The 22,916-nt window shown below is 38.9% G+C and carries 25 protein-coding genes and 1 pseudogene; 18 read left to right on the forward strand and 8 right to left on the reverse strand.

All coding sequences use genetic code 11. The annotated features are described in order from the left end of the window. Positions 1-64: 64 nt before the first annotated feature. Positions 65-1,285 (forward strand): IS110 family transposase, encoded by a 1,221-nt coding sequence (locus tag NSU17_RS10840; RefSeq protein ID WP_340704488.1) that lies wholly within the window; start codon positions 65-67, stop codon positions 1,283-1,285. Between the two features lie 635 nt (positions 1,286-1,920). Here the strand turns inward: NSU17_RS10840 and NSU17_RS10845 are convergent. Further along, positions 1,921-2,100 carry an SE1561 family protein gene (locus NSU17_RS10845; protein WP_016837889.1) on the reverse strand — a complete coding sequence of 60 codons (180 nt, stop codon included), beginning with the start codon at positions 2,098-2,100 and terminating at the stop codon, positions 1,921-1,923. A 614-nt stretch (positions 2,101-2,714) separates the two neighbouring features. Between NSU17_RS10845 and NSU17_RS10850 the strand changes: the two genes are divergently transcribed. After that, positions 2,715-3,989 (forward strand): ISL3 family transposase, encoded by a 1,275-nt coding sequence (locus NSU17_RS10850; protein WP_340704291.1) that lies wholly within the window; start codon positions 2,715-2,717, stop codon positions 3,987-3,989. A gap of 134 nt (positions 3,990-4,123) precedes the next feature. Here the strand turns inward: NSU17_RS10850 and nspC are convergent, their stop codons facing one another. Next, on the reverse strand, positions 4,124-5,263 hold the full coding sequence (gene nspC, locus NSU17_RS10855) for a carboxynorspermidine decarboxylase (protein WP_340705006.1): 1,140 nt from the start codon (positions 5,261-5,263) through the stop codon (positions 4,124-4,126). After that, positions 5,263-6,489, reverse strand: coding sequence for a saccharopine dehydrogenase family protein (locus NSU17_RS10860; RefSeq protein WP_340705007.1), 1,227 nt, complete (start codon positions 6,487-6,489; stop codon positions 5,263-5,265). The genes nspC and NSU17_RS10860 overlap by 1 nt, the downstream gene beginning before the upstream one ends. 457 nt (positions 6,490-6,946) lie before the next feature. Here NSU17_RS10860 and NSU17_RS10865 point away from each other — a divergent pair, with 457 nt between their 5' ends. The 4 genes from NSU17_RS10865 to NSU17_RS10880 all read left to right on the forward strand — a co-directional run bounded on the left by NSU17_RS10865 (position 6,947) and on the right by NSU17_RS10880 (position 11,409). After that, positions 6,947-7,327, forward strand: a complete 381-nt coding sequence (locus tag NSU17_RS10865) for a GntR family transcriptional regulator (RefSeq protein ID WP_340435510.1) — start codon at positions 6,947-6,949, stop codon at positions 7,325-7,327. A gap of 12 nt (positions 7,328-7,339) precedes the next feature. Further along, positions 7,340-8,440, forward strand: a complete 1,101-nt coding sequence (locus NSU17_RS10870; protein ID WP_340705008.1) for a DUF1648 domain-containing protein — start codon at positions 7,340-7,342, stop codon at positions 8,438-8,440. 123 nt (positions 8,441-8,563) lie between these two features. Then, positions 8,564-10,270, forward strand: coding sequence for a glycosyltransferase family 4 protein (locus tag NSU17_RS10875; RefSeq protein WP_340705009.1), 1,707 nt, complete (start codon positions 8,564-8,566; stop codon positions 10,268-10,270). Positions 10,271-10,299: 29 nt separating this feature from the next. Next, positions 10,300-11,409 carry a glycosyltransferase gene (locus NSU17_RS10880; RefSeq protein ID WP_016837883.1) on the forward strand — a complete coding sequence of 370 codons (1,110 nt, stop codon included), beginning with the start codon at positions 10,300-10,302 and terminating at the stop codon, positions 11,407-11,409. A gap of 33 nt (positions 11,410-11,442) precedes the next feature. Here the strand turns inward: NSU17_RS10880 and NSU17_RS10885 are convergent. Continuing rightward, positions 11,443-12,320 (reverse strand): annotated as a pseudogene (locus NSU17_RS10885) (IS982 family transposase). A gap of 489 nt (positions 12,321-12,809) precedes the next feature. Between NSU17_RS10885 and NSU17_RS10890 the strand changes: the two are divergent. Together NSU17_RS10890 and NSU17_RS10895 are read left to right on the forward strand one after the other, a co-directional pair. After that, complete coding sequence (locus NSU17_RS10890) at positions 12,810-13,187, forward strand: hypothetical protein (protein WP_340705010.1); 378 nt, start codon at positions 12,810-12,812, stop codon at positions 13,185-13,187. Between the two features lie 141 nt (positions 13,188-13,328). Further along, complete coding sequence (locus tag NSU17_RS10895; RefSeq protein WP_060788960.1) at positions 13,329-14,591, forward strand: glycoside hydrolase family 18 protein; 1,263 nt, start codon at positions 13,329-13,331, stop codon at positions 14,589-14,591. Between the two features lie 236 nt (positions 14,592-14,827). Here NSU17_RS10895 and NSU17_RS10900 read toward each other — a convergent pair whose 3' ends face one another. Further along, positions 14,828-15,706: an IS982 family transposase gene (locus NSU17_RS10900; protein WP_008881892.1), complete on the reverse strand. Its 879-nt coding sequence runs from the start codon at positions 15,704-15,706 to the stop codon at positions 14,828-14,830. Between the two features lie 53 nt (positions 15,707-15,759). Here NSU17_RS10900 and NSU17_RS10905 point away from each other — a divergent pair, with 53 nt between their 5' ends. Further along, positions 15,760-16,116, forward strand: a complete 357-nt coding sequence (locus NSU17_RS10905) for a sensor histidine kinase (RefSeq protein WP_340705011.1) — start codon at positions 15,760-15,762, stop codon at positions 16,114-16,116. 24 nt (positions 16,117-16,140) lie between these two features. Here NSU17_RS10905 and NSU17_RS10910 read toward each other — a convergent pair whose 3' ends face one another. From NSU17_RS10910 to NSU17_RS10920, 3 genes are all read right to left on the reverse strand, one after another. Continuing rightward, entirely contained in the window at positions 16,141-16,992 is an 852-nt protein-coding gene (locus tag NSU17_RS10910; RefSeq protein ID WP_108897613.1) for a glycosyl hydrolase family 18 protein, read from the reverse strand. 9 nt (positions 16,993-17,001) lie between these two features. Then, complete coding sequence (locus tag NSU17_RS10915) at positions 17,002-17,145, reverse strand: hypothetical protein (protein ID WP_161522361.1); 144 nt, start codon at positions 17,143-17,145, stop codon at positions 17,002-17,004. A gap of 190 nt (positions 17,146-17,335) precedes the next feature. Beyond that, positions 17,336-17,548 carry a LysM peptidoglycan-binding domain-containing protein gene (locus NSU17_RS10920; protein ID WP_270897437.1) on the reverse strand — a complete coding sequence of 71 codons (213 nt, stop codon included), beginning with the start codon at positions 17,546-17,548 and terminating at the stop codon, positions 17,336-17,338. Between the two features lie 781 nt (positions 17,549-18,329). Here NSU17_RS10920 and NSU17_RS10925 point away from each other — a divergent pair. From NSU17_RS10925 to NSU17_RS10965, 9 genes are all read left to right on the forward strand, one after another. Next, positions 18,330-18,719: a DsrE/DsrF/DrsH-like family protein gene (locus NSU17_RS10925; RefSeq protein WP_108897616.1), complete on the forward strand. Its 390-nt coding sequence runs from the start codon at positions 18,330-18,332 to the stop codon at positions 18,717-18,719. 20 nt (positions 18,720-18,739) lie between these two features. Beyond that, on the forward strand, positions 18,740-18,973 hold the full coding sequence (locus tag NSU17_RS10930) for a glutaredoxin family protein (RefSeq protein ID WP_108897617.1): 234 nt from the start codon (positions 18,740-18,742) through the stop codon (positions 18,971-18,973). 90 nt (positions 18,974-19,063) lie between these two features. Next, entirely contained in the window at positions 19,064-20,191 is a 1,128-nt protein-coding gene (locus NSU17_RS10935; protein WP_340705012.1) for an MBL fold metallo-hydrolase, read from the forward strand. Positions 20,192-20,379: 188 nt separating this feature from the next. Further along, the gene (locus NSU17_RS10940) at positions 20,380-20,946 is read left to right on the forward strand and encodes a class I SAM-dependent methyltransferase (protein WP_270897447.1); all 567 of its coding nucleotides are present in this window, start codon (positions 20,380-20,382) and stop codon (positions 20,944-20,946) included. Positions 20,947-21,035: 89 nt separating this feature from the next. Further along, entirely contained in the window at positions 21,036-21,434 is a 399-nt protein-coding gene (locus tag NSU17_RS10945; protein WP_340705013.1) for a rhodanese, read from the forward strand. Further along, complete coding sequence (locus NSU17_RS10950) at positions 21,401-21,661, forward strand: metal-sensitive transcriptional regulator (protein ID WP_340705014.1); 261 nt, start codon at positions 21,401-21,403, stop codon at positions 21,659-21,661. Before NSU17_RS10945 ends, NSU17_RS10950 begins: the two co-directional genes overlap by 34 nt. A 100-nt stretch (positions 21,662-21,761) precedes the next feature. Beyond that, positions 21,762-21,989, forward strand: a complete 228-nt coding sequence (locus tag NSU17_RS10955) for a sulfurtransferase TusA family protein (RefSeq protein ID WP_108897621.1) — start codon at positions 21,762-21,764, stop codon at positions 21,987-21,989. A 51-nt stretch (positions 21,990-22,040) separates the two neighbouring features. After that, the gene (locus NSU17_RS10960; protein WP_094245781.1) at positions 22,041-22,523 is read left to right on the forward strand and encodes a DsrE/DsrF/DrsH-like family protein; all 483 of its coding nucleotides are present in this window, start codon (positions 22,041-22,043) and stop codon (positions 22,521-22,523) included. Between the two features lie 16 nt (positions 22,524-22,539). Further along, positions 22,540-22,905, forward strand: coding sequence for a rhodanese-like domain-containing protein (locus tag NSU17_RS10965; protein WP_094245782.1), 366 nt, complete (start codon positions 22,540-22,542; stop codon positions 22,903-22,905). Positions 22,906-22,916 lie beyond the last annotated feature (11 nt).

Below are 22,916 nucleotides of genomic sequence, written 5' to 3' on the forward strand. Positions count from 1 at the left end.
AAGTGGAATCGATAAGGCAATGTGAAGAACTTCTATGTTTGGCTAAAAAGGAGAGGCAGAAAATATGAAACACGTAGTGGCATTTGATGTCAGTATGGGGAAAAGTACAATGGTCATTTACGACCGTTATCGTCAATGCGAATATGAGGGTGAAATAACCCATAACCGTTACTCTTTCGAGAAATTAAACGAAACCCTTATAACTTTAACACAAAAAGATGGACAGGCCCCTGATATTGTCTTTGAAGCAACAGGCGTATATTCAAAACCACTAGAACGATTCTTAGGTGATCAAGGTTATATGTATTATCGAGTTAACCCACTCGAAGCGAATATTCAAATGGCTTCAATGAGGAGACAAAAAACAGATAAAAGCGACGCTCATGAACTTGCGAAAACTCACTTTAGAGTTGAACGTGAACAAACTTATCAAGAAGAGGAGTATTATAAACAAATGCGTGCAATGACGAGATATTATGATGAATTAAGTAGTGAAATGACGCATTTATATAGTCGTTTACATGCGATTCTACAATTGAGTTTCCCCGAGTTAGAAAAACTATTCAGTAAACGTTCTGCTTTATTTTTGAATGTCGTTCAATTATACCCTCATCCGGATCATGTGTTAGTTTGTTCAAAAACAGTGATTCGTAATCGTTTAAAAGCCAACACAAGAAAAAACTTATCATTGGCACGTGCTGAAGAAAAAGGGATCGCTTTAATCGAAGCAGCAAAAGAAGCGTATCCAGCAATTTCAAAAGATGATATTCGCTGTGAACAAGTGCGGGATTATGCCAAACGGATTGCAGACTTGAAGGAGAAAAGAGATCAACTTGTCCAAAAGATGGTTAAATTATCGAAAGATAAACAAGAGTATCAGATTTTAATTTCATTTCCAGGAATCGGAGAAACGACTGCAGTTCGTTTAATTGGAGAACTAGGAGATATTCGACGATTCAAAAACCATAAACAACTGAATGCTTACGTCGGTATTGATATCATGAGATATCAATCTGGGAATACCTTTTATAAAGACAAGATTAATAAAAGAGGAAATAACAAACTTAGAAAGATTCTATTTTACATGATCCAGACCATGATCCAACTACGGAAAAATACACAAAATCATATTGTAGATTATTATGATAAATTAAAAACGCAACCCCAGAGGAAACCTCATAAAGTTGCGTCCATAGCATGCGTGAATAAGTTCTTGAAATCGGCTTATCACCTTATCACACATAATCTGAAATACGATTACGAAAAGGCAACAATGCATCAGTAATCGTAAGTAAGATTATATCACAAAGACCTGGCGAAAAAAATGGAAATCGTGAGGTCTATTTGTCATGCGAAAATTTATTTTGGAAGGAAGGGGTACCCCTTCCTTCCAAAATAAAATCTATGTGAACCAAATTATTTAATAAAAAACACTTGACTAGAGGTAAGAACGGGGCTGTCCAGAAAGTCGAACACTTTCTGAACAGCCTTACTTCTTAATAGTAATATTCTCTTAAAAACTTTGCGCCTGTGGTGGTCACATCAAACGCGCCTCCTCGTCGCAATTTATCTGCGGCGAAAGCTTTAGCGACAGCCGCAATTTATCTGAGGCTAAGCTTTAGCGACAGCCGCAATTTATCTGAGGCTAAGCTTTAGCGACAGCCGCAATTTATCTGAGGCTAAGCTTGTGCGACAGCCGTAATTTATCTGAGGCTAAGCTTGTGCGACAGCCGTAATTTATCTGAGGCTAAGCATGTGCGACAGCCGCAATTTATCTGCGGCGAAAGCTTTAGCGACAGCCGCAATTCATCTGCGGCGAAAGCTTTAGCGACAGCCGCAAAGAAGGCGTCTCAAAATGACTTTTCAGATGACCCTTTATTGTTTGGATTTGTTTGTTAAGTTTGGAAATGAACAGCTTTGTTAAGATCTTTGTTTAAACTGCTCGATTTTTTCTTCAATATCGTCAATCATTTTAATTAAGCGATCAATGTCTTCGATACCCGCAGTTTCTTCATCAATTGCTTCTAATACTTCGAGGAAGATTTCTAAACGCTCTTTTAAGTATTTAACTTGTGTGTTTTTGTCTTGAATTGGTTTCACGTTTCCACCTCTTTCGTCTAGGTCATCATAACGAAAACCAGCGATAATTGCAATAAAAGATAAAGATTTAAATTGAAAATAATAGGTATTTAGAATTAATTTTATTTTTATTATTCAGAATATTTACAAAAATGAAGTGTTGTGTTAAATTATAATTAACAATTCGTAAAGGGGATGGTCGAAAAGAACACGCTCACTCTAATTGCAAAGGAGGGTGTTTAAACAATATTTCGGCCTGACTAATTGCCAAAAACTGTTTATACAACAATAATGGTGGTAAGTAAACGATAAACCCTAGTAGATGTGCATCAATAACGATGCACAATCCTAGGGTTTTAATTTTTGTTTTTTAATACCGGTTCCAATTAAACGATTGAAAAAATTCAGGAGTTGTTTTTGTTCTTTATTTTCTTACTGTTGCCGATTTTTTACGCATAATTAATGGGTACAGGGGGTTTCTGAAAATAAGGGCAGTATAAAAAAACGGCTCTATAATATTTGGTGTTGGTGAGTATAAACCAGCACCAATTTTTTTGAACAAAAAAAATGAGACAGTGACAAAACTCTGGTAAAATGTAATCGCCAAAACACATTTTCCAAAGGAGTTGTGTCACATGTCTCACCATCATTCTATACGAAACCTACTCAATATAAAAGACAAAAATATCACATTTGATGAAAATTTTTGTGCAGAAGAACTCATTAAAGGGGTCCAATCAAAAGTCTTTTATGGCCAATTAACTTACCAACCAAAAGCTTGTTATGCTTGTGGACATGTCTTTGATGTTCAAATCATTAAACACGGTTTTAAAACGTCTCTCATTAAAATGCCTAGCATTTCAGGTTTTCATACCTACTTAAAATTGCGTAAACAGCGTTATTTCTGTAAACATTGTCATTCCACGTTTACTTTAAAAACGAGCGTCGTGGCTAAAAACTGTTGTATTTCCAACAATACCAAAGTATCAATTGCTTTAAACGCCAAAGATAAAATATCCGAAAAAGATATTGCGATGAAACATAATGTTTCTCATGCCACTGTCAGTCGTGTCATTGACAGCTTTTATAGCTACTATCAACCAAATGTTCACTACCTTCCAAAGCATTTGTGTTTTGATGAGTTTAAATCAGTGAAATCCGCAGCTGGAGCGATGTCCTTTATTTTCTGCGACTCTGAAACGGGGGAGATTGTGGATATCGTGGAGGACCGGAGATTACATGTCCTCAAAGAGTATTTCTTACGGTATTCCAAGAAGGCGAGAGATGCGGTAAAAACGATTGTCATCGATATGTACAGCCCTTATATTTCCTTAATCCAAGAAGTTTTCCCTAAAGCGGAAATCATACTCGACAAATTCCATATCCTCCAACTATTTAGCAGAGCTTTAAACAAAACGCGCATCAACGTCATGAATCGGGATAAAAAGAATTACAATAAATTGAAAAAATACTGGAAGCTCCTTCTGAAAGATCAAACAAAACTTGATTATAAGAACTATACATATCATCGTTGCTTTAAAAAGCATATGTGTGAGGTGGAGATTCTCCACTATCTCATTGATTTAGATTCTGAATTAAAAGCGTCCTATGAGTTATATCAATACGTGCAACATTGCATAAAAATCAAAGACTTTGAGCTCCTAAAGAAAACATTAGAGAATAAACAAAATATCGTTTCCAGCTATATGAAAACCGCCATCAAGACAATCAACAAATACATCAATTACGTCGAGAATACGCTAAAGTACGATTATAATAACGGCATTTTAGAAGGGATTAATAACAAAATCAAAGTGATTAAACGCATTTCTTTCGGTTATCGATCCTTCTATCACTTTAGAAACCGAATATTCATTACCCAAAACTTAGCGAAAATAAAAACAGCTTAGGGGAACCTCGAATTTCCCCTAAGCCATCCGATTACATATTACCAAATAATGTCACTAAAATTTATTCACCAACACCATTTGACAAAGAACCAAAAAAACACCAATTGGTGGCTAGTCCAATTGGTGTTGAATAATTACGATAAACGATTACGGTAATCTTCGTACTTAAACTGTCTAATTACTTTGATGCCTTCTTCTTCATTATATAAGCAAATGCTCGGTAAGTTTACACCGTTAAACATATGGTTTTTCACCATTGTGTAATGAGCCATATCAGTAAATACAATTTTGTCTCCAGGTTTCAGTGGTTCATCAAAAGAATAGTCACCGATTACATCCCCTGCAAGGCATGTCATACCACCGAGGCGATATGTGTATGGTTTATCGTTTGGTGTACTTGCACCGATAATTTGTGGACGATAAGGCATTTCTAATACATCCGGCATATGACAAGTTGCCGATGTATCAAGAATCGCAATTTCCATTCCATTTTTCACAATGTCGAGGACTGTCGTCACAAGGTAGCCCGTATTTAATGCGATGGCTTCACCTGGCTCAAGGATAACTTGAACATCATATTTATCCTTTACATAGTTTATGAGGTGGATTAGTTTTTCCACATCGTAATCAGGACGAGTAATATGATGTCCGCCTCCGAAGTTCACCCACTTCATTTTGTGCAAGTATTGTCCGTACTTTTCTTCAAAATGAGGAAGTATGCGTTCGAGTACGTCTGAGTTTTGCTCACACATTGCATGGAAGTGAATCCCTTCCACACCGTCTAACTCATCTGGACGGAATTGGTCGAAGGGAATTCCTAAACGAGAATTTAATGCACATGGGTCATATAGTTCCGTTTCCACTTCTGAATACCCAGGGTTTACACGCAATCCGATAGAAACATGCTTGTCCAGATTTTGAATTTTTTCTTTGTATTTATTCAATTGATTAAAAGAATTAAATACAATATGGTCGATATATTTTAAATATTCATCGATTTCATATTCTGCATAAGCCGGTGAATAGGCATGGACTTCTTTTCCAAATTCCTCAAAACCTAAGCGAGCCTCAAATAGTGAACTGGCAGTAACCCCTTTTAAATATTTACTCACTAAAGGAAATGTGGAAAACATTGAAAACCCTTTAAGAGCGAGTAAAATATCGCAACCTGTACGTTGTTGTACAGTATCTAAAATTTCTAAATTCCGTTTTAATAAACGTTCATCGACAATATAACTTGGGGATGGTGCACTTTTCCAGTCAATCGCTTTCATTATTTTACCTCACGCTTTTCCAAATCTAATTCAAGCAATTCTGGCTCGAAGCTTTCTTTCCATGGAAGTCCCCATTTATTTAATTCTTCCATGAATGGATCTGGATCGAATTCTTCTACGTTCCAAACACCAGGTTTTTTCCATAGACCTTTAATAACAAGACTTGCACCAATCATCGCTGGAACGCCAGTTGTATAAGAGATTGCTTGGCTTCCCACTTCACGATAGCATTCTTCATGGTCACATACATTGTATAAATAGTATGTTTTTTCTTTTCCGTCTTTAATGCCGCGGAAAATACACCCGATATTTGTTTTACCTTTTGTACGAGGTCCTAATGACGCTGGATCTGGCAGAACCGCTTTTAAGAATTGAAGAGGTTGAATCATTTTGCCTTCAAATTCAATCGGTTCAATTGATGTCATTCCAACATTTTCAAGTACTCGTAAGTGCGTTAAATATTTTTCAGAGAATGTCATCCAGAAGCGGATTTGTTTTAAGCCTTTTACGTTTTTCGCTAAAGATTCTAATTCTTCATGGTAAAGAAGGTAAATATCTTTTGGACCAACTTCAGGGAAGTTGTAAACTTGTTTAAATTCTAATGGTTTTGTTTCAATCCATTTTCCTTCTTTCCAGTAGCGGCCGTTAGAAGTAATTTCGCGAATGTTAATTTCAGGGTTGAAGTTAGTCGCGAATGGTAAGCCATGGTCACCTGCATTACAATCTAAAATGTCGATGTAATGAATTTCATCAAAATGATGTTTTAATGCGTAAGCTGTGAAAACCCCTGTTACACCTGGGTCAAATCCACAACCTAATACAGCAGTGATTCCAGCTTTTTCAAATTTTTCTTTATAAGCCCATTGCCATTTATATTCAAATTTAGCTGTTTCAGGTGGTTCGTAGTTAGCAGTATCTAAGTAGTGAACACCTGTAGCTAAACAAGCTTCCATAATAGTTAAGTCTTGATATGGTAATGCTACGTTAATTACCACATCTGGTTTAAAACCATTGATTAATTCAACGAGTTCGTCAACATTATCCGCATCTACTTGAGCAGTGTGGATAATTGTTTTGCCACCGTCGAGTTTCTCCTTTAATGCGTCACATTTTGACTTTGTTCGACTGGCAATCATAATTTCCTCGAACACGTCTGAATTTTGCACACATTTGTGTACCACAACACTAGCTACACCGCCAGCACCAATAATCAATGCTTTACCCAATTCTTTATAACCCCCTTAATGGAAAAATAGTATTAGACAATGAATTAGATTATACATAATAATTTTTTTCGTATCAATTCTTTTTTAAATGAAAATAAAAAAAATTTTAGTCAATTAAAAAGCTAGATAAGATTTGAGTTTCTTCTTATTTTACTTGTTAATTGGCTGAAGTATATGTTGTCTACTTTTTAAATGGGAATGAGTGAAATTTTACGATACAAAATATTCAACATTTATGAGTGTGTAATTGGTCAATTAAGCAGGGAAATTCGTCAAATGGGTTCAAGTATTCGCAACTTTCGACAAAAATATTGTCTAGGAAAAATATATCTATAAGTCCGAGAAGTCATGCTTTTTAGCAATTACTCAATTTTTAATTACTAAGAAATAAAAATTTGTTATACACAAAGTAGAACAATTTTGTTATAATAAATGTAGAACAGATTGGGGTGAGGATATGATCATTAGAATTGAACCAGATTCAGATATACCAATTTATATTCAATTAACGAATCAAATTATTGAAGGGATTGCGAAAGGTGATTTAAAACCAGGGGAATTTCTTCCGTCTGTTCGTGCTTTTGCAGCGGATTTGGGGGTGAATATGCATACAGTCAATAAAAGTTATCACGAATTAGAAAAAAAAGGGATTATCGAAATTGTGCCAAAATCAGGTGCGGTCATAAAGAGGCGTTCCCATATAGATCAAGAAGCATATGAAAGGCTTTATCAGATGCTTAAGCCTCAAATTGCTGAAGGGCTTGTATTAGGGATAGAGAAAGAAGAATTGGTGGATTTAATTGAGAAAATTATAAATGAAATGAAAAAAAATCCTTAAAGGAGGATTGCAATGACATTATTAATTTCATTGACTATTTTACTGTTTTTAGGGGTTATTCAAGCGATTGTGCCATATTTAGTTAAAAGAACAGTTGTTTTTGGAGTAATGATTCCTGAACAACATATAAAAGATGATTATGTCGTATCTTATAAAAAACAATATTCTATATTGTCCTTAATTTTTTCTTTTTTAATGATATTAATGTTTTGCTCATGGATAGGTCTAAAAAATCCTTCTGATGAATTATTGATTTTAGTATGCACTGTCATTGAATTTGGAATTATTTTTGTAAATTTAGCATTATTCTATTACTTCCGAGAAAAAATGAAACAATATAAAGAAGAAATGCAGTGGACGACACAAATGAAACAAGTGTCAGTAGTTGATGTATCTGTTCGTTCAGAAGATCATTTGCCACCATGGTTTATTTATTTATTCCCAATGGTGATTACTATTGGATTAATAGTTTATACGCTTTATCAATATGATTTATTGCCAAATCAAATTCCAACTCATTGGGGACTAAATGGAGAGCCAGATGCCTTTACTGAAAAAACACCTTTGACTGCTATTCAAATGTTGCTATTTTTACTGTTGCTTCAATTGATGTTTTTGGGAATACAAATAGGAATGAAATTTTCTGGAATTAAGCTGAGTGCCACAAACTTGACTGCTTCGAAAAATCGTCAATTAACATTAAGAAAATCAACTAGCTGGTTTTCGTTTTACACTGTATTGTTATTAACAATGTTGTTTTCATTCTTCCAATTGAAGACCATTCATCCGGAATTGTTCGGCGATTCAATATTGAAAACGATTTTGCCTTTTGGATTTTTATTTTTGATTTTAGCTGGAACAATTGTCCTTGTAGTAAAGGTAGGTCGTTCGGATAAAACGCCACCAGCATCGTTAGAAAAGGGAATTATGGATGTGAATGATGATCCATATTGGAAAGCAGGTTTGTTTTATTTTAATAAAAATGACCCATCGATTTTCGTCGAGAAACGATTTGGTGTAGGGTGGACGATTAATCTAGCTAACCCAATTGGTTTCCTTATTCTTATTGTCCCAATCGTGATTATTCTTATTATTACATTGTTGATCAATTAATTAAGATATCGAGTCATACTCGTTAATCGGGTATGGCTTTTTTTAACCGTTAGATGATATTCACTTTAACGTCAAACCTACATAAAATACTGTGGAACGAACTATGTGATGAAGGTGGAAACGTTGATACAAAAACTTAGATCCCTGGAGTTCCAACATCGATTAGCACGTGTTTCTCATGCGTTTGAGCAAAACGTAACAAAGCGTGATGAAAAAAAAGAAATGCTTCATATTGTTTACGTTATGACCCATACAGGTGTCTCAGGCGGTGCAAAAATTATATTTGAACATGCAAACAGACTTACACGGCTTGGAGCAAAAGTTACAATCGTTGCTCATTATGAAAAGCCGGCTTGGTTTCCGATTGAAGCAGATTATATTCAAGTTCCTTTTGATTTAGAATTAGCGAAAGGCATTCCAGACTGCGACTTGATTGTAGCGACTTACTGGGATCATATTCAACCATGTATTGAAACAGGTATTGCCCCAGTTGTTTATTTTGAACAAGGTGATTTTCATTTATTTGATTACGACAACATGAATCAAACATTAAAGAATTTTATTCAGAAACAATTTCAATTACCTTCTTTTATTTATACTGTTTCTCAACAAGCTGCTGATTTAATTGAAGCTATTTATGGCAGAGAAGCGAAAGTATATCCCAATGCAGTTGATGAACATATTTTTACTCGTGAAGGCCATCGGGAGGAAGGAGAGCATCCATATTTATTAATGGTAGGAGGAGAAAGAACTGCGTTTAAAGGAATCTGCTATATTATGGATGCTTATGAAAAGCTCAAAAATGAATTTGCACTTGATTTATATTGGATTATACCTGAAACACCATCAGAAAAAATGAAACAAAGAGTAACGAAGTATTTTGTTAGTCCAACACAAGAAAAGATTGCTTCTTTATATCGAGGTGCTGCTTTATATATATCTGGCTCTACTTATGAAAGCTTTTCCTTGCCTCCACTAGAGGCGATGGCATGTGGATGTCCAGTTGTAACGACGGATAACAAAGGGGCATTAGAATATGCAGTACATCAAAAAAATGCATTAATTTGCCGTATGAAGGATTCAGAAGATATGGCGGAAAAAATTAAAGAATTGCTGACAAACCAAGAATTGAAGGAAAAGTTAATTCATAACGGATTAGAGACCGCAAAACAATATAACTGGAATAAAATTATTGGAAATATTTTTCATTATTATCAAGAAATTGCATCCTTTAAAGTTCAACCACGAAATAAATTAAGCGATTGGGATATTATGATTCATCAAGAAAATTGTTTCAACCATGATGATTATAAGAGATTAGAAAAATTCCTCCTTGTTACAAATGCTGATATTGTGAAAGTACCTGTCATTTATCAAATCGATAAAATTCCTACAATTGCACGATGGGAAGTAGCAGCAGTTCGAAAAGAGGTTGAAGATGGCTTGGTAGAAACATGTTTTTGTCCTGTACGTCCAGATAATAAGTTTCAACTCTATAATCTGAAGGGTTATCAGTCTTTTCTTTTAAAACTATTTGAGCAAGCGTTAGAAGAATTTTTGGTGTTACAGAAAAACGGAGATGAGAAGGAGCAAGCCGTAGCTGAAAAATGGGTTATATTGACGTTAATGAGATTGCAAAGAAAAGAAGAAGCAAAGAGAAGATTAAAAGAATTAATGACAAAACATCCATATAATGCTGATTTGTATAAATTATCTCTTCTATTGGAAGGAAAGGATAAAGACAATTTAAAACCGATTTACAACCTTAAAATATTAGGTGATGCCACATCCTATCCCGAATTTTTCTTTAACATTGTTTCAACAGTATAGGGGGGATAAATTAGGAATGAGGTGGACAGATGATCAGTGTCATTTTACCAGTATATAATGCTGGTCATTATGTAAAAGATTCGATTGCTAGTATATTGCAGCAAACTGAAAGGAATATTGAGTTAATCGTAGTGAATGATGGTTCGACGGACAATAGTGAAGAGATTATATTGTCATTCAATGATGAACGGATACGTTATGTAAAGCACGAGACCAACAAAGGAGTTGCCGCTGCCTTTAATGAAGGATTAAAAATTGCTAAGGGAGATTATATTACTTTTCATGGCGCAGATGATTTGTCTTTGCCCAATCGATTTGAGCGATTATTAGCTGAATTTTGCTGTGAGCAAATTGGGTATGTTCATTCCGATATGTTGCTTATTACGGAACATAATTCTCCTTTTAGTTATTGGCAAGCAGCAAATATTTCTCCGAATGATATTTATTCATTTTTCCTTAATGTTGGTACCCCATTTAATAATGGAACGATCCTATTTAGAAGAGAAGCTGTAGAGCATATTTATTTTGATGAAAGCATCAAAGTCGGTTCCGATACAGATTTTATCTTAAAAGTGGCGAAAGAAAAATGGCGTTCTTCCCATGTTCCTGAACCGATGTATATCTATAGAAGACATCAAGCAAATATTACGAAGAATAGAAGTTATGAAGAATTAGCGAGGCATATCCGTTTAAATATTCAAAATGAAGATTTGATGAGTCTTAACGAAGTCGATGAAAAAAGAAAGGAAAACAATTTATTAACAGCAAAATTGATTGCAGGGCTTGCCTTATCACGAAGATGGATGAAACAAGAGGGATTTTCTCTCTTTCATGAGGCAATACCATTAGTTAAAACAGAAAGGGATCGTCACTTTTTTGAAGGAATGAAGGGGTTAGTTGAAAATAATTATAAGCATGCTGTCCATCATTTTCAGCAAATTACGGATCGCGATCATATTGAGGAGAATTATCTTGGGGAAGCGTTTCTCCATATGAAGAATTATAATACCGCCTATGAGCACTTTATAAAAGCACTGCAACTATCGCCAAACTATCATGCGCCTGTGAAAAATTTAAAAATCATTGGCATATTGAAAGGGTATAATATTATTGATAAACATGTGGATCATTTCAGATAAAAATAGTTTTTAACCCGTGGTGCTAGTTGAGTCTTAACGCTCAACTAGCCCAAGAACAACAAGGGAGTAAGCAGTAAAATACCATCCAGTGCCGTTTCAAATCCAGAAACCGAGTTCGCTCGAATCTCGGTGATCCGATACGAATCGACTAAAATCGAAAACACGGTTTCCACCACTTTACGTTTTCGCTTCATCCACTGTTTCCATGCGTCCGATTGGCGAATTCGCTGATTTTTTCGAACGGGCGTCCAAAAAGCGACTCGGTGCTCTTCGTACAGCTTCTTTTGCAGCTTTTGGCTGATATACCCTTTGTCACCGAGGTTATACGGATGTGGAATTTGCGTCATGACGGTTTCAGCGGCCACCCGGTCGTGACAAGACGCTTCGGTGACAACATATCCCATCGGAAGCCCTTGGTCGGTGACCTGCAGGTGAAGTTTCCACCCATAGAAAGTGATCCTTTTGGAAGCACAATAGCCAATATCGGCAATTCCACGGAATCGTTTGACGCGATGCATTCGAGCTGAATGACACAGCTCGATCGGCAAGCTGTCCACGACCGCATACGCATGGTGTTGCCCACGCTTGGCTAGCTGGTGCCGAATCCACTTGATCGCAAAGCTAAGCGCTCGGCAGCGACGGTTGTACCGAGAACGCTCAGGGAACAAGTCCTTGGGAAACAAATTCCCAATCACAAACCGATGCCAAGCCCGTTCGGAAGTGAAGCCCAGCAATTTTCCAAGAATGTGAATGGCGATGATGACCTCATCCTCTTGCTTCAACAAATGACAATTTCGACGTTGTAAATACATCTGGATACAAGGCAATTGTTCTGATACAAAGAATAAGATCGCGGCATATTGCTTTTGAATTTTTGCTTGGTCTATTGTAAAATGAAAGTGCTCTTGCATGGGACTTCTCCTTTTGGATGTTTGTTCGCACTTTCATTTTAAAGGAGATCCTCATGCAAGGGCTGTTTTTATGTCTTGAGATTTTATCTAGCACCACGGGTTATGTTTGAATTTTTTTACATGATTGTTTAGAAATCTTAGTTAAGTCTAAGTTGACATGAAGGACAGGGGACTAAGCAGGGGGATTACAATAAACTCAACGTATATTATATAACTAATTATAAGTAAGAAATGCCCCCTCTCATGATATTGAGCCGTTGTTGCATTCCTCCTTATGTTTGGTGTTTGTTTGTCCACTGTTTATTCTACCAAAGGGGAAGCAACATGGCTCTTTTTCTATTTCCCTTTTTACACAATTATATGGACTTAACTTGTAGTTAATAGAAAGTCACCTCCTAAAATAGCGCAAGAACCTTTAGTTTGGTCTTTTTCTGCAGTCTAAAAATCAACATTAAAATTTAAACAGAGTCTTATCTTTAAAAAAAGAGGATGTCCCAAAAGCAGAAAAATGGGACACCCTCAGGTTCATTGATCAATTTGCATGAAAAATCAACAAGCAACGCATTGTCCACGGCCATTGTCCAATTGATCGGAGCATTAGCTGTGGTCATTTCCATCTGCACGATTGTGTTTTCCACCATTAGTTATGTCATGAAGACCAAACAAATTAATGAACAAACGTTCCGGCCGTCGCGCCCGCTTATTTGGCTTTTGGCTTCTCTGTTGCTGCTGATCACCGGATTGTTTGGATATTATTTTTTACCTTGCTTTAATAGCGGCTTTTTGGCCGCTTTTTATTATCCTGAACCGAGAAGACACCCGCTTCCACGTGTGAGCATTGGTGTGCGTGGAGGACTTGCGCGTTAGGAACATGCAAAAGAATCGCAAACTAGCCATGTCAAGACAAGGTGCGGTTGCGGTCGATAAGCATATATATATTTATTAAGCATATATATATTTATTATGATGCCAGCGCCGAAGCTTTGTTGATTCAACGGAGGGATGGTCATGTTTATCCACATTGTTCAACCTGGAGATACGCTTTTTTCAATCAGCAGGCGATACGATTATCCGCTGGAAAGTCTGCGCCTTGTCAATGGCTTAGTTGAAACGAATATTGTTCCTGGTCAAGCTTTGCTTGTTCCTAGCTATACGTATACAGTGCAGCCAGGAGACACGCTAAGCGCCATTGCACAGAAAGCATTTGTGACGGTCGAACAGTTGCGGGCAGCCAATCCGGCGGTGGATCCGTACAGGATGTATCCGGGAATGAAAATTTATATTCCTGATATTTCCTGGTATCAAGCTATAACGTTAGCCTATTACATTCTCCGCGAACCGAACTTAGATCGGACGTTCGTGCGAGATTTTGCCCCGTATTCATCGTACATTGCCCTGTTCGAATATCACTTTGCCCCTAATGGCGACATTGTCACTACGCGGGATGACGCCGCAGCGATTGAAACAGCATGGCAAAACCGCGTCACACCCATTGCGGTAGTGACGAACCTAACATCAGAAGGATTTAGTGCGAGACTGGCAAGCCAAGTGCTGAACAATACGGAAGCAAGGGCGAACTTGGTTGAGAACATCTTTTATTTAGTATCACGGAAAGGCTATGGTGGCGTCAATATTGACTTCGAGCAGGTTCGCGGAGAGGATCGTGATTTGTTTACGGGTTTTTTGCGCCAGTTGCGCGATCGGTTAAAACCGGCTGGGTATGTTTTGACGATCGCCGTTCCAGCGAAAACGAGCGAGGAGATCCCTTGGCTCAGGGGCTACGATTACGGCGGCATTGGTGCTGTCGTCGACTATATGTTTATTATGGCGTACGATTGGCACCATTTAACAAGTGAACCTGGTCCAGTCGCTCCTATTAGTGAGGTGAGATCGACGCTTCAGTTTGCCGTCGAGCGCGTCCCCCGAAAAAAAATCTTGCTCGGACTCCCTTTATATGGATACGATTGGATCATTCCGTACCAGCCTGGGACATTGGCGAAGGCCCTCTCCAACCAAGAGGCGGTTTTAACCGCCATGCGTTACCAATCGCCGATTCAATATTCGTTTCAATATGAATCCCCCTTTTTTCGATATACGGATGAACTTGGAAACATTCATGAGGTATGGTTTGAAGATGTCAGAAGCATAGGACAGAAAATGAAATTGGCCCGCCAATTTCAGATTGCGGGCATCGGTGCATGGGAGTTGGGGCTGCGATTTGCGCCAGGCCCATGGTTGGTGCGAAAGTTTTTTACTGTTCGGAAAGTATAAGAAACACCCATTTCTGTTGGTTGTCTAGTCAGCGGGGAAATCGGGAAAATGGATGCTTCTCGCTTCGTTTGAAGTGGGAAGCGTTTTTTGGAAGCTGGCTGAAAAGTCGTTGCATTGGATTTTGCGTTTTTTTGTTGACAAGAAAACAATGATGCGATAGTATGATTATTGCAATACATATACATGTATATGTATAATACAGCGTGTATATGTGTACCCGTGGTGCTAGTTGAGCGTCAACGCTCCACTAGCCCAAGAACAACGAGAGAATGGGCCAATAAAATGCCATCAAGCGCTGTTTCAAATCCAGAAACCGAATTGGCACGAATTTCCGTAATCCGAAATGAATCCACTAAAACCGAGAACGCAGTTTCGACGATTTTGCGTTTTTGCTTCATCCATTGTTTCCATTTTTTTGATTGCGCAACTCGTTGATTTTTCCGAGCAGGCGTCCAAAAAGCGATTTTGTATTCATCGTATAGTTTCTTTTGCAAGGCTTGGCTCACATATCCTTTGTCGCCAAGTGTATACGGATGAGGAAGTTGGGCCATCACGGTTTCCGCAGCTGTCCGGTCGTGGCAGGATGCTTCGGTCAGGACATATCCCATCGGAAGCGCTTGGTCGGTAATCTGAAGATGAAGCTTAAATCCATAGTAAGCCATCTTTTTGGATGCACAATACCCAATATCTGCGATTCCTTGAAATCGTTTGACGCGATACATTCGTGCGTGGTGGCAGAGTTCAATGGGTAAGCTATCCACCACCGCATAAGCGTGATGTTGTCCACGTTTGGCGAGTTGGTGACGAATCCATTTGATCGCCCAACGCAACGACCGGCATCGACGGTTGTATCGAGAGCGCTCTGGGAACATTTCCTTTGTGAACAGGTTTCCAATGACAAACCGATGCCAAGCCCGTTCGGAAGTGAAGCCCAGCAATTTTCCAAGAATGTGAATGGCGATGATGACCTCATCCTCTTGCTTCAACAAATGACAATTTCGACGTTGTAAATACATCTGGATACAAGGCAATTGTTCTGATACAAAGAATAAGATCGCGGCATATTGCTTTTGAATTTTTGCTTGGTCTATTGTAAAATGAAAGTGCTCTTGCATGGGACTTCTCCTTTTGGATGTTTGTTCGCACTTTCATTTTAAAGGAGATCCTCATGCAAGGGCTGTTTTTATGTCTTGAGATTTTATCTAGCACCACGGGTATTCAATATAAGATAGGAGATGGGGATATTTGTATTTATGGCAGAAAAGAGGAAGGAATGTACAAGGTGACGGTGCAAGGAGAAGGAGAACCGATTCCTGAAGAGAAAAGAGAATGGTTATTTGAACGATTCTATCGAGTAGATTCAGCAAGAAGTAGAAATACCGGCGGAACGGGGTTGGGGCTATCGATTGTGAAAAAGATTATCGAACGTCATATGGGAGAAGTAGGAATGTATTCTGAAGGGAATACACATTCGTTTTGGTTTACGATACCGTTAGCTTCTAGAAAATTGGACAGCAGTAATTGAAATTAGCTTCTGTCTGTTTTTTGATCATGCATAAAACAAAAGATAAGATCCCCTCCCGCTCCTTGGCAAGTGGGAGAGGACATATTTACGGTTTTCAACCCAAAATATTTGCCTCAACATTGCTTCTGCTTGAGGAAACGGAAGCCCCAATTTCCATCCCCCCATTCCTCTAATGCCATATTGAGAAATTAATCGATATTTCGCAATAATGCTCCGGGCATCCTCAAACCATACCACATGTTTATTTCCTTTTTTATCTGTATAGAAAAAGTATGGCGATTTTGATGAGGGATCGTATATAATTGACGACCCGTGATCCATGGCAAGTTTTACAGCTTCATTTTGTGAATGGGATGTTCCTTTTGTCGCGCCGTTTCGCAAATAGATCCAATCATAAGCATACATAGCAATACCTAAAAATAGTTTCTGCTTCGGAACGGTATTTACTGCATAATTTAAAGTAGCGCGCACTTGATTAATGGGTGCGATCGGTCCAGGAGGCCCTCCAAAGCAGTGCCAATCATACGTCATGAGAAACATATAATCGACAACTTTTCCTAACGCCGCATAATCATACCCCGCAAAATGAGATGGATACCGATCTCCTTGTTTAGGAGGCACAGAAATGGAAACAGTGAATCCAGACGGTCGCAATTTATTAGCTAGTTCTTTCATAAACAGATTCAGTGCTGTCCTATCTTCGGAACGTACTTCCTCAAAATCAATATTTACCCCTTTGAAATCATTGTATCGGAGTAACCGTTCGATATTATTGATTAATTTTTTTCTTAAGGATGGATTATTCAAAATATGATGTGCTAATTGATGATCAAATCCCTTTGCACTTAGGTTGGTAATAACGGCTACTGGTACCATATGTTGCTTTCATCCTTCAGTAATGTCCGTTATTGCTTGCAATGAACTTAAATTTCCATTCCAATCCGGATGATATTCGAATACACCGATTTGACTGACCAAGGGGCGATAATTACGTAGTAGCGATTGATCAGATTCTTTATTTTTCGGCACCATATAAGCACCTGTCATAATACGGTGTTTTTTATATTGCGGAATGTAGATCTTTGCTTCTTACTACGGAAGGGTCTTTAATACCATTGAACCGAGCTAATTGCCAAACCGAAAGAGAATGGCGGTTTGCAATCGTCCACAATGATTTTCCTCGAGAAATCGTATATGTTGTTCCTGGAATAAGAAGAGACTATCCAGGGACAATTTGATCGGTAGAAAGATCGTTCATTTTTTGAATACTGCTTACGGTTTGATTGTATTTGTTGGCGATTTTCCATAACGGTTCCCCTGCTTTGACTTCATGGATGATAAAAGAGCTGCTTGTGGACTGGGCAAAGGCCTGAGTGTGGAATTGGATAATGGCTAAACATAAAATTATAGTGGCTAGAACAATTTTGTTCATTTGAATAAAACCTCCCTTCAGAATGGTTTCCTAGGATATAATTTGTGCCATTTGTGAATGTATATTCTCCTATATCGCAGTATAACTTTCAAAACCTATGTTCTAGAGTGGTGAAAACGATTTTTATTTTTCTATGCGGCGGTTGTTTTTTAAGAAAAAAGTGCAGAGCATTTCAGTATATAAATTTGTTTATATCGTATAAAAATTCAATCTGAATTCTCGCTATTGGGGGCTTGACATGGAGCCTCTACAACCATGATTCTTTTGCAAAGCGGCCAACTGCAACAGACTTGGCAAACCCAAACATGTTACCATGGCTGCCCCTCCATGTAAAGCCTCTCAGCATAACCATTGCATAAAAATTTTGCACATTTCTGTACTTTAATGGTTCTTACGCAATCTTGGTGATAGGGAGGAACTAATTGAGAAAAATAGTGTGTAGAATTTTTAGCTTCTTATTCTCAATTATGTCGACTTTTCACCAAAAGAACGTAAGAACCACTTTAATTTTGCAATAAACAGGCGGTCAGGATATTGTCAGTTGTGTTGATGTTTTGGATAGATTAAAACATGGCAATAGGGCATGAGAGGGTATGATAAAAATCAATAAGGAAAATGTGTTGACAGATGGAGAGAAGTTAAGTAATATAAAATATACATATACACGTATATGTAATTTATATGTGTATATGTGAATGGATACACGGATAATAATGTACCCGTGTATAGGGAAATTTTTTTAATCCAAAATATAAACGAAAAAAATAAGGAGGCATCAATTATGAAAGTAGCTATTATTGCTGCAAATGGTGGTTTGTTTGATGCGTACAAAGTATTCAATATCGCGACGGCTGCGGCGGCTGTCGAGGCGGAAGTGGGAGTATTTTTCACGTTTGAAGGATTGAATTTAATCCATAAAGAGGCGCACAAACAACTTCCGATCCCAGCGGGAAAAGAACACTTCCAACAAGGATTCCAAAAAGCGAAGGTTCCGTCAATTGAAGAACTTCTCCAAATGGCGCAAGAAATGGGCGTGAAGTTGATCGCCTGCCAAATGACGATGGACGTGATGGGGCTTGAGAAAGAACAGTTTGTTGATGGAATTGAAGTCGCTGGAGCGGCCACATTTCTGCAATTTGCGAAAGACGCCGATATTACATTAGCGTTTTGATCATTAGGAGATGAATGAGAATGAAGAAAGTCACTGTCTATACGACAACGACGTGTCCGTATTGCGTGATGTTAAAAAATTTCTTGCGCGAGCAAGGCATTCCGTTTACTGAGGTGAATGTTCAACTAGATCCAGCGGCAGCGCGCAAGTTAGTTGCAACAACTGGGCAAATAGGCGTGCCACAAACGAAAATTGACGAGCAATGGGTGCTCGGGTTTGACCCGGAAACAATTATGCAATTATGGAATCGATAAAAAGAGATTTTGTCCCAAAAATAGTCTTTGACACCGCCAAGAGGATACGGCATTTTGATCATTCATCTTTTTAGAGGGAGGGTATAGTCGATGGCAAAAATCATTTCAGTTAAAGAAGTGGCCAATAAAATTATTCGCGGCGAAAAAATGTTTATCGTTGATGCCCGCAATGCAGAAGAGTTTGCTAATTGGAGAATTGAGGGAAAAAACGTAGAGGTCGTCAATATCCCATATTTTGAAATTCTCGATGGGGTGGAGCCTTTTTTAGATCGCCTGCCGAAAGATAAAAACACGACGATTTATTCGGTTTGTGCAAAAGGCGGTTCGTCGGAGTTTGTGGCGGAACAGCTCGAGCAAGCCGGATATCAAAACGTTTACTCGATTGAAGGCGGCATGAAAGCGTGGAGCGAGCATTTAGAACCAGTTAAAATTGGAGAGTTGAAAAGTGGTGGCACGCTCTATCAATTCGTTCGCCTTGGCAAAGGGTGCTTATCTTATCTTGTCGAGTCCAACGGCGAAGGGGCGCTCATTGATACAAACCGCATGACAGATGTATACGTTCGGTTTGTGAAAGAACACGGTATTACCATTAAGCATGTGATTGACACCCATCTGCATGCTGATCATATTTCTGGAGGCCGCAAGCTGGCCGAACAACTTGGAGCGACGTACTATTTGCCACCGAAAGAAGCGGAAGAAGTGACGTTTTCTTACACGCCGATTCAAGATGGGGATCGCATCCAAGTTGGCAACGTGGTGATCAAGGCGTTGTATTCGCCGGGGCATACGATCGGGAGCACGTCGTTTATTGTTGATGATCAATATTTATTAACAGGGGATATTTTGTTCATTGACTCGATCGGCCGCCCAGATTTGGCCGGGAAGGCACAAGACTGGGTCAGTGATTTGCGTCAAACGTTATATAAACGCTATAAACAACTCGCTGATGACTTGGTTGTTTTGCCAGCGCACTATATGGGACCGAATGAAATGAACGAGGATGGAAGTGTGGCAGAGGCGTTAGGCGTTCTCTATAAGCAAAATCATGGTTTAAATATTGGAAGCGAGGAAGAATTCCGAAAAACGGTGACAGAGAACTTGCCGCCGCAGCCGAACGCGTACAAAGAAATTCGGCAAACGAACATGGGCAAACTTTCTCCGGACGAAGAACAGCAACGGGAAATGGAAATAGGGCCGAACCGTTGCGCTGTACGATAACCGAGCCGTTTCATAGCATATAGCAGCTAAAAAGAAAAGGGGGCTTGGTATGCAGTTGCATCGAGCCCTCTATTTTTTAAAGCCGTCTCACTTTGGATCGTTGTATAACGTTCGCGATCTTTCGTTTTCACCTTGCTTTTGATATGATTTAATGCAAGGGCAAAACACAATAGCAGGAAGGTGAACATATGGCTGGACATCGTTTTCATTATGAAAAAGCGGAAAAACTGCTCGATCCAAAACGAAAGGAATGGATTTCTCCCGAACAAGTGATTTCTGTCTTATCTGTTCAACGGGACGATGTGATCGCTGATCTTGGAGCAGGGAACGGCTATTTTACCATACCGCTTGCTAAGGAAACAAATGAGAAAGTACATGCTGTCGATGTACAACCGGAAATGATCCAACTGCTAAAACAGCGCGCGGAACAAATGGCGATTACTAATATTGAGTATCAGGTCGCGGATGTCAGCTCTACTGCCCTTCCATCTCATTCTATTGATAAAGGTTTAATGGCATTCGTGTTTCATGAGGTTGAGCCAAAAGATGCTGTGATGGATGAAATTCGCCGCATTATGAAGCCAAACGGACAGTTTTTGTTCATTGAATGGGAAGTGATTAACAGTGAAATGGGACCGCCTGTGCACGAACGAATCGCTTCAAGTAACTTGCTTGCTTATTTGAAAACGAAAACGAGCCAGGTAGAGTTCATTCGTTTTCATCCGGCAATATATGGAGTTTTAATCCACTATTGAGTAGTAGCGGATTAAAATGAAAATATTTCTGTTGATTATATACCTATAAGGGTATATAATACAATCGTAATAAGGAGGCGGTAAAACGGGTGGATAAAATCATTTGGTTACTATTATTAGTATTAGGGATATTGTTGCTGGCCGTTTACCGTCGGTATTATCCAGTGGAGAGAATTCGATGCATCCAGTCAGCTGATGTGCCCAAACACTTGATTAAGGTCGATCTTCGTGATTATAATGAAGTAAGTCAGGACGGCCTTAAAGGGACATTGAATATTCCTTTGGCGTATTTGAAACGACATGTTTTCCTTATTCCACGGCAATCGTTGCATGTCATTGCTAAGGATTCCGTGGAAAAAAATTTAGGCATCCGTTGGTTGCGCCGCTACGGTTATAATGTCCAAAGTTACTCCTTGGCCGTCTGTCGTTGCCAGGAAAGGAGCCATACTAAAAAATGGAGTACAATAAAGAAATCAAAAACCGCTTAAAACGAATCGAAGGACAAATTAAAGGGGTTCTTGGTATGATGGAGCAAGGAAAAGATTGTAAAAGCGTCGTTGCCCAACTGTCGGCAGCGCGCAATGCGATTGATCGCGCCATTGCGGTGATCGCCAGCTCTAATTTGGAACATTGTCTTCGTGAAAGTTTGGAAAAAGGCGAGAAAACGGATCATCTTGTGAAAGAAGCAATGGAATTGCTCATAAAAAGTCGCTAAAATCGTCGCGTCAACAAGTATAAAAGGTGTTGACAACACTCTTTTTATTAATAATTAATATACCCATAGGAGTAATAGTAAATCAAGGAGGTTATCAAAAATGAATGTAGCAAAAGTATTGGATGCGAAAGGATTGTCTTGCCCGATGCCGGTCGTTAAAGCAAAAAAAGCGATGGATGAATTAACGTCTGGTCAAGTATTGGAAGTCCAAACAACCGATAAAGGGGCAAAAAGCGACTTGCCGGCGTGGGCGCAGGCAAGCGGCCATAAAGTGATCGATATTAAAGAAGAAAATGGCATTCTAACTTTCTGGATCGAAAAAGGATAATACGATCGCTTACTGTACACTTGCATATGATTCATGGAGGGGGGGCGAAAGATGTCGCAACAAAAGAAAAAAACGACAATCATTTTGTTTAGCGGCGATTACGATAAGGCAATGGCGGCGTACATCATCGCCAACGGCGCCGCTGCTTACGATCATGATGTAACGATTTTCCATACGTTCTGGGGGCTGAACGCATTGCGTAAAGACGCCCACGCTCCAGTCCAAAAAGGATTTTTAGAAAAAATGTTTGCGAAAATGATGCCTCGCGGCGCCGACCGCATGGGCTTGTCGCGAATGAATTTTGCGGGCATCGGCCCGAAATTGATTAAACATGTCATCAAAAAACACAATGCCATGCCCCTTCCGCAACTCATTGACATGGCGAAAGAGCAAGGGGTGAAGCTCGTAGCCTGTCAAATGACAGTCGATCTTTTAGGATTGAAGCCGGAAGAACTGATCGATGGAATTGAATTTGCAGGAGTGGCCGCGTATTTAGCCGATGCTTCTGAAGGAAATGTAAATTTGTTTATTTAAATGAGGGGACATCGACATGGTCCAAACAATTGTTAACATCGTTTTATTCATTCTCATTATATGGTTTATCACAAGCAGAGTGTTGCCGCCGAAGGGAGTGCGGATGATCACCCCGACGGAACTGAAGCAGCAACTGCGGAAAAAAGATGTGCAATATGTTGACGTCCGCACACCGATGGAGTTTCGAGCTCACCATTTGCCGGGATTTAAAAATATCCCACTGAATGAACTTCCTTCTCGGGTACATGAGCTGTCAAAAGAAAAAGAAGTAATCGTCATTTGCCAAAGTGGTATGCGAAGCATGAAAGCGAGCAAACTATTAAAGAAAATGGGTTTCCGACATGTGACAAATGTGAAAGGCGGAATCAATGCATGGGTGTAAAGGAGGGGGAA

The sequence above is a fragment of the Ureibacillus sp. FSL K6-2830 genome (assembly GCF_038004145.1).
Taxonomy (GTDB): Bacteria; Bacillota; Bacilli; order Bacillales_A; family Planococcaceae; genus Ureibacillus; species Ureibacillus thermosphaericus.

Excerpts from the sequence above, each read along its gene's own strand:
- NSU17_RS10955 (WP_108897621.1), top strand. The coding sequence starts at position 21,762 with ATGAATGTAGCAAAAGTATTGGATGCGAAAGGATTGTCTTGCCCGATG.
- NSU17_RS10880 (WP_016837883.1), top strand. The coding sequence starts at position 10,300 with ATGATCAGTGTCATTTTACCAGTATATAATGCTGGTCATTATGTAAAA.
- NSU17_RS10870 (WP_340705008.1), top strand. The coding sequence starts at position 7,340 with ATGACATTATTAATTTCATTGACTATTTTACTGTTTTTAGGGGTTATT.
- NSU17_RS10925 (WP_108897616.1), top strand. The coding sequence starts at position 18,330 with ATGAAAGTAGCTATTATTGCTGCAAATGGTGGTTTGTTTGATGCGTAC.
- NSU17_RS10850 (WP_340704291.1), top strand. The coding sequence starts at position 2,715 with ATGTCTCACCATCATTCTATACGAAACCTACTCAATATAAAAGACAAA.
- NSU17_RS10840 (WP_340704488.1), top strand. The coding sequence starts at position 65 with ATGAAACACGTAGTGGCATTTGATGTCAGTATGGGGAAAAGTACAATG.
- NSU17_RS10960 (WP_094245781.1), top strand. The coding sequence starts at position 22,041 with ATGTCGCAACAAAAGAAAAAAACGACAATCATTTTGTTTAGCGGCGAT.
- NSU17_RS10890 (WP_340705010.1), top strand. The coding sequence starts at position 12,810 with ATGTCCCAAAAGCAGAAAAATGGGACACCCTCAGGTTCATTGATCAAT.
- NSU17_RS10910 (WP_108897613.1), bottom strand. The coding sequence starts at position 16,992 with ATGGTACCAGTAGCCGTTATTACCAACCTAAGTGCAAAGGGATTTGAT.
- NSU17_RS10920 (WP_270897437.1), bottom strand. The coding sequence starts at position 17,548 with ATGAACAAAATTGTTCTAGCCACTATAATTTTATGTTTAGCCATTATC.
- nspC (WP_340705006.1), bottom strand. The coding sequence starts at position 5,263 with ATGAAAGCGATTGACTGGAAAAGTGCACCATCCCCAAGTTATATTGTC.
- NSU17_RS10950 (WP_340705014.1), top strand. The coding sequence starts at position 21,401 with ATGGAGTACAATAAAGAAATCAAAAACCGCTTAAAACGAATCGAAGGA.
- NSU17_RS10930 (WP_108897617.1), top strand. The coding sequence starts at position 18,740 with ATGAAGAAAGTCACTGTCTATACGACAACGACGTGTCCGTATTGCGTG.
- NSU17_RS10865 (WP_340435510.1), top strand. The coding sequence starts at position 6,947 with ATGATCATTAGAATTGAACCAGATTCAGATATACCAATTTATATTCAA.
- NSU17_RS10965 (WP_094245782.1), top strand. The coding sequence starts at position 22,540 with ATGGTCCAAACAATTGTTAACATCGTTTTATTCATTCTCATTATATGG.
- NSU17_RS10940 (WP_270897447.1), top strand. The coding sequence starts at position 20,380 with ATGGCTGGACATCGTTTTCATTATGAAAAAGCGGAAAAACTGCTCGAT.
- NSU17_RS10895 (WP_060788960.1), top strand. The coding sequence starts at position 13,329 with ATGTTTATCCACATTGTTCAACCTGGAGATACGCTTTTTTCAATCAGC.
- NSU17_RS10905 (WP_340705011.1), top strand. The coding sequence starts at position 15,760 with ATGCAAGGGCTGTTTTTATGTCTTGAGATTTTATCTAGCACCACGGGT.
- NSU17_RS10935 (WP_340705012.1), top strand. The coding sequence starts at position 19,064 with ATGGCAAAAATCATTTCAGTTAAAGAAGTGGCCAATAAAATTATTCGC.
- NSU17_RS10900 (WP_008881892.1), bottom strand. The coding sequence starts at position 15,706 with ATGCAAGAGCACTTTCATTTTACAATAGACCAAGCAAAAATTCAAAAG.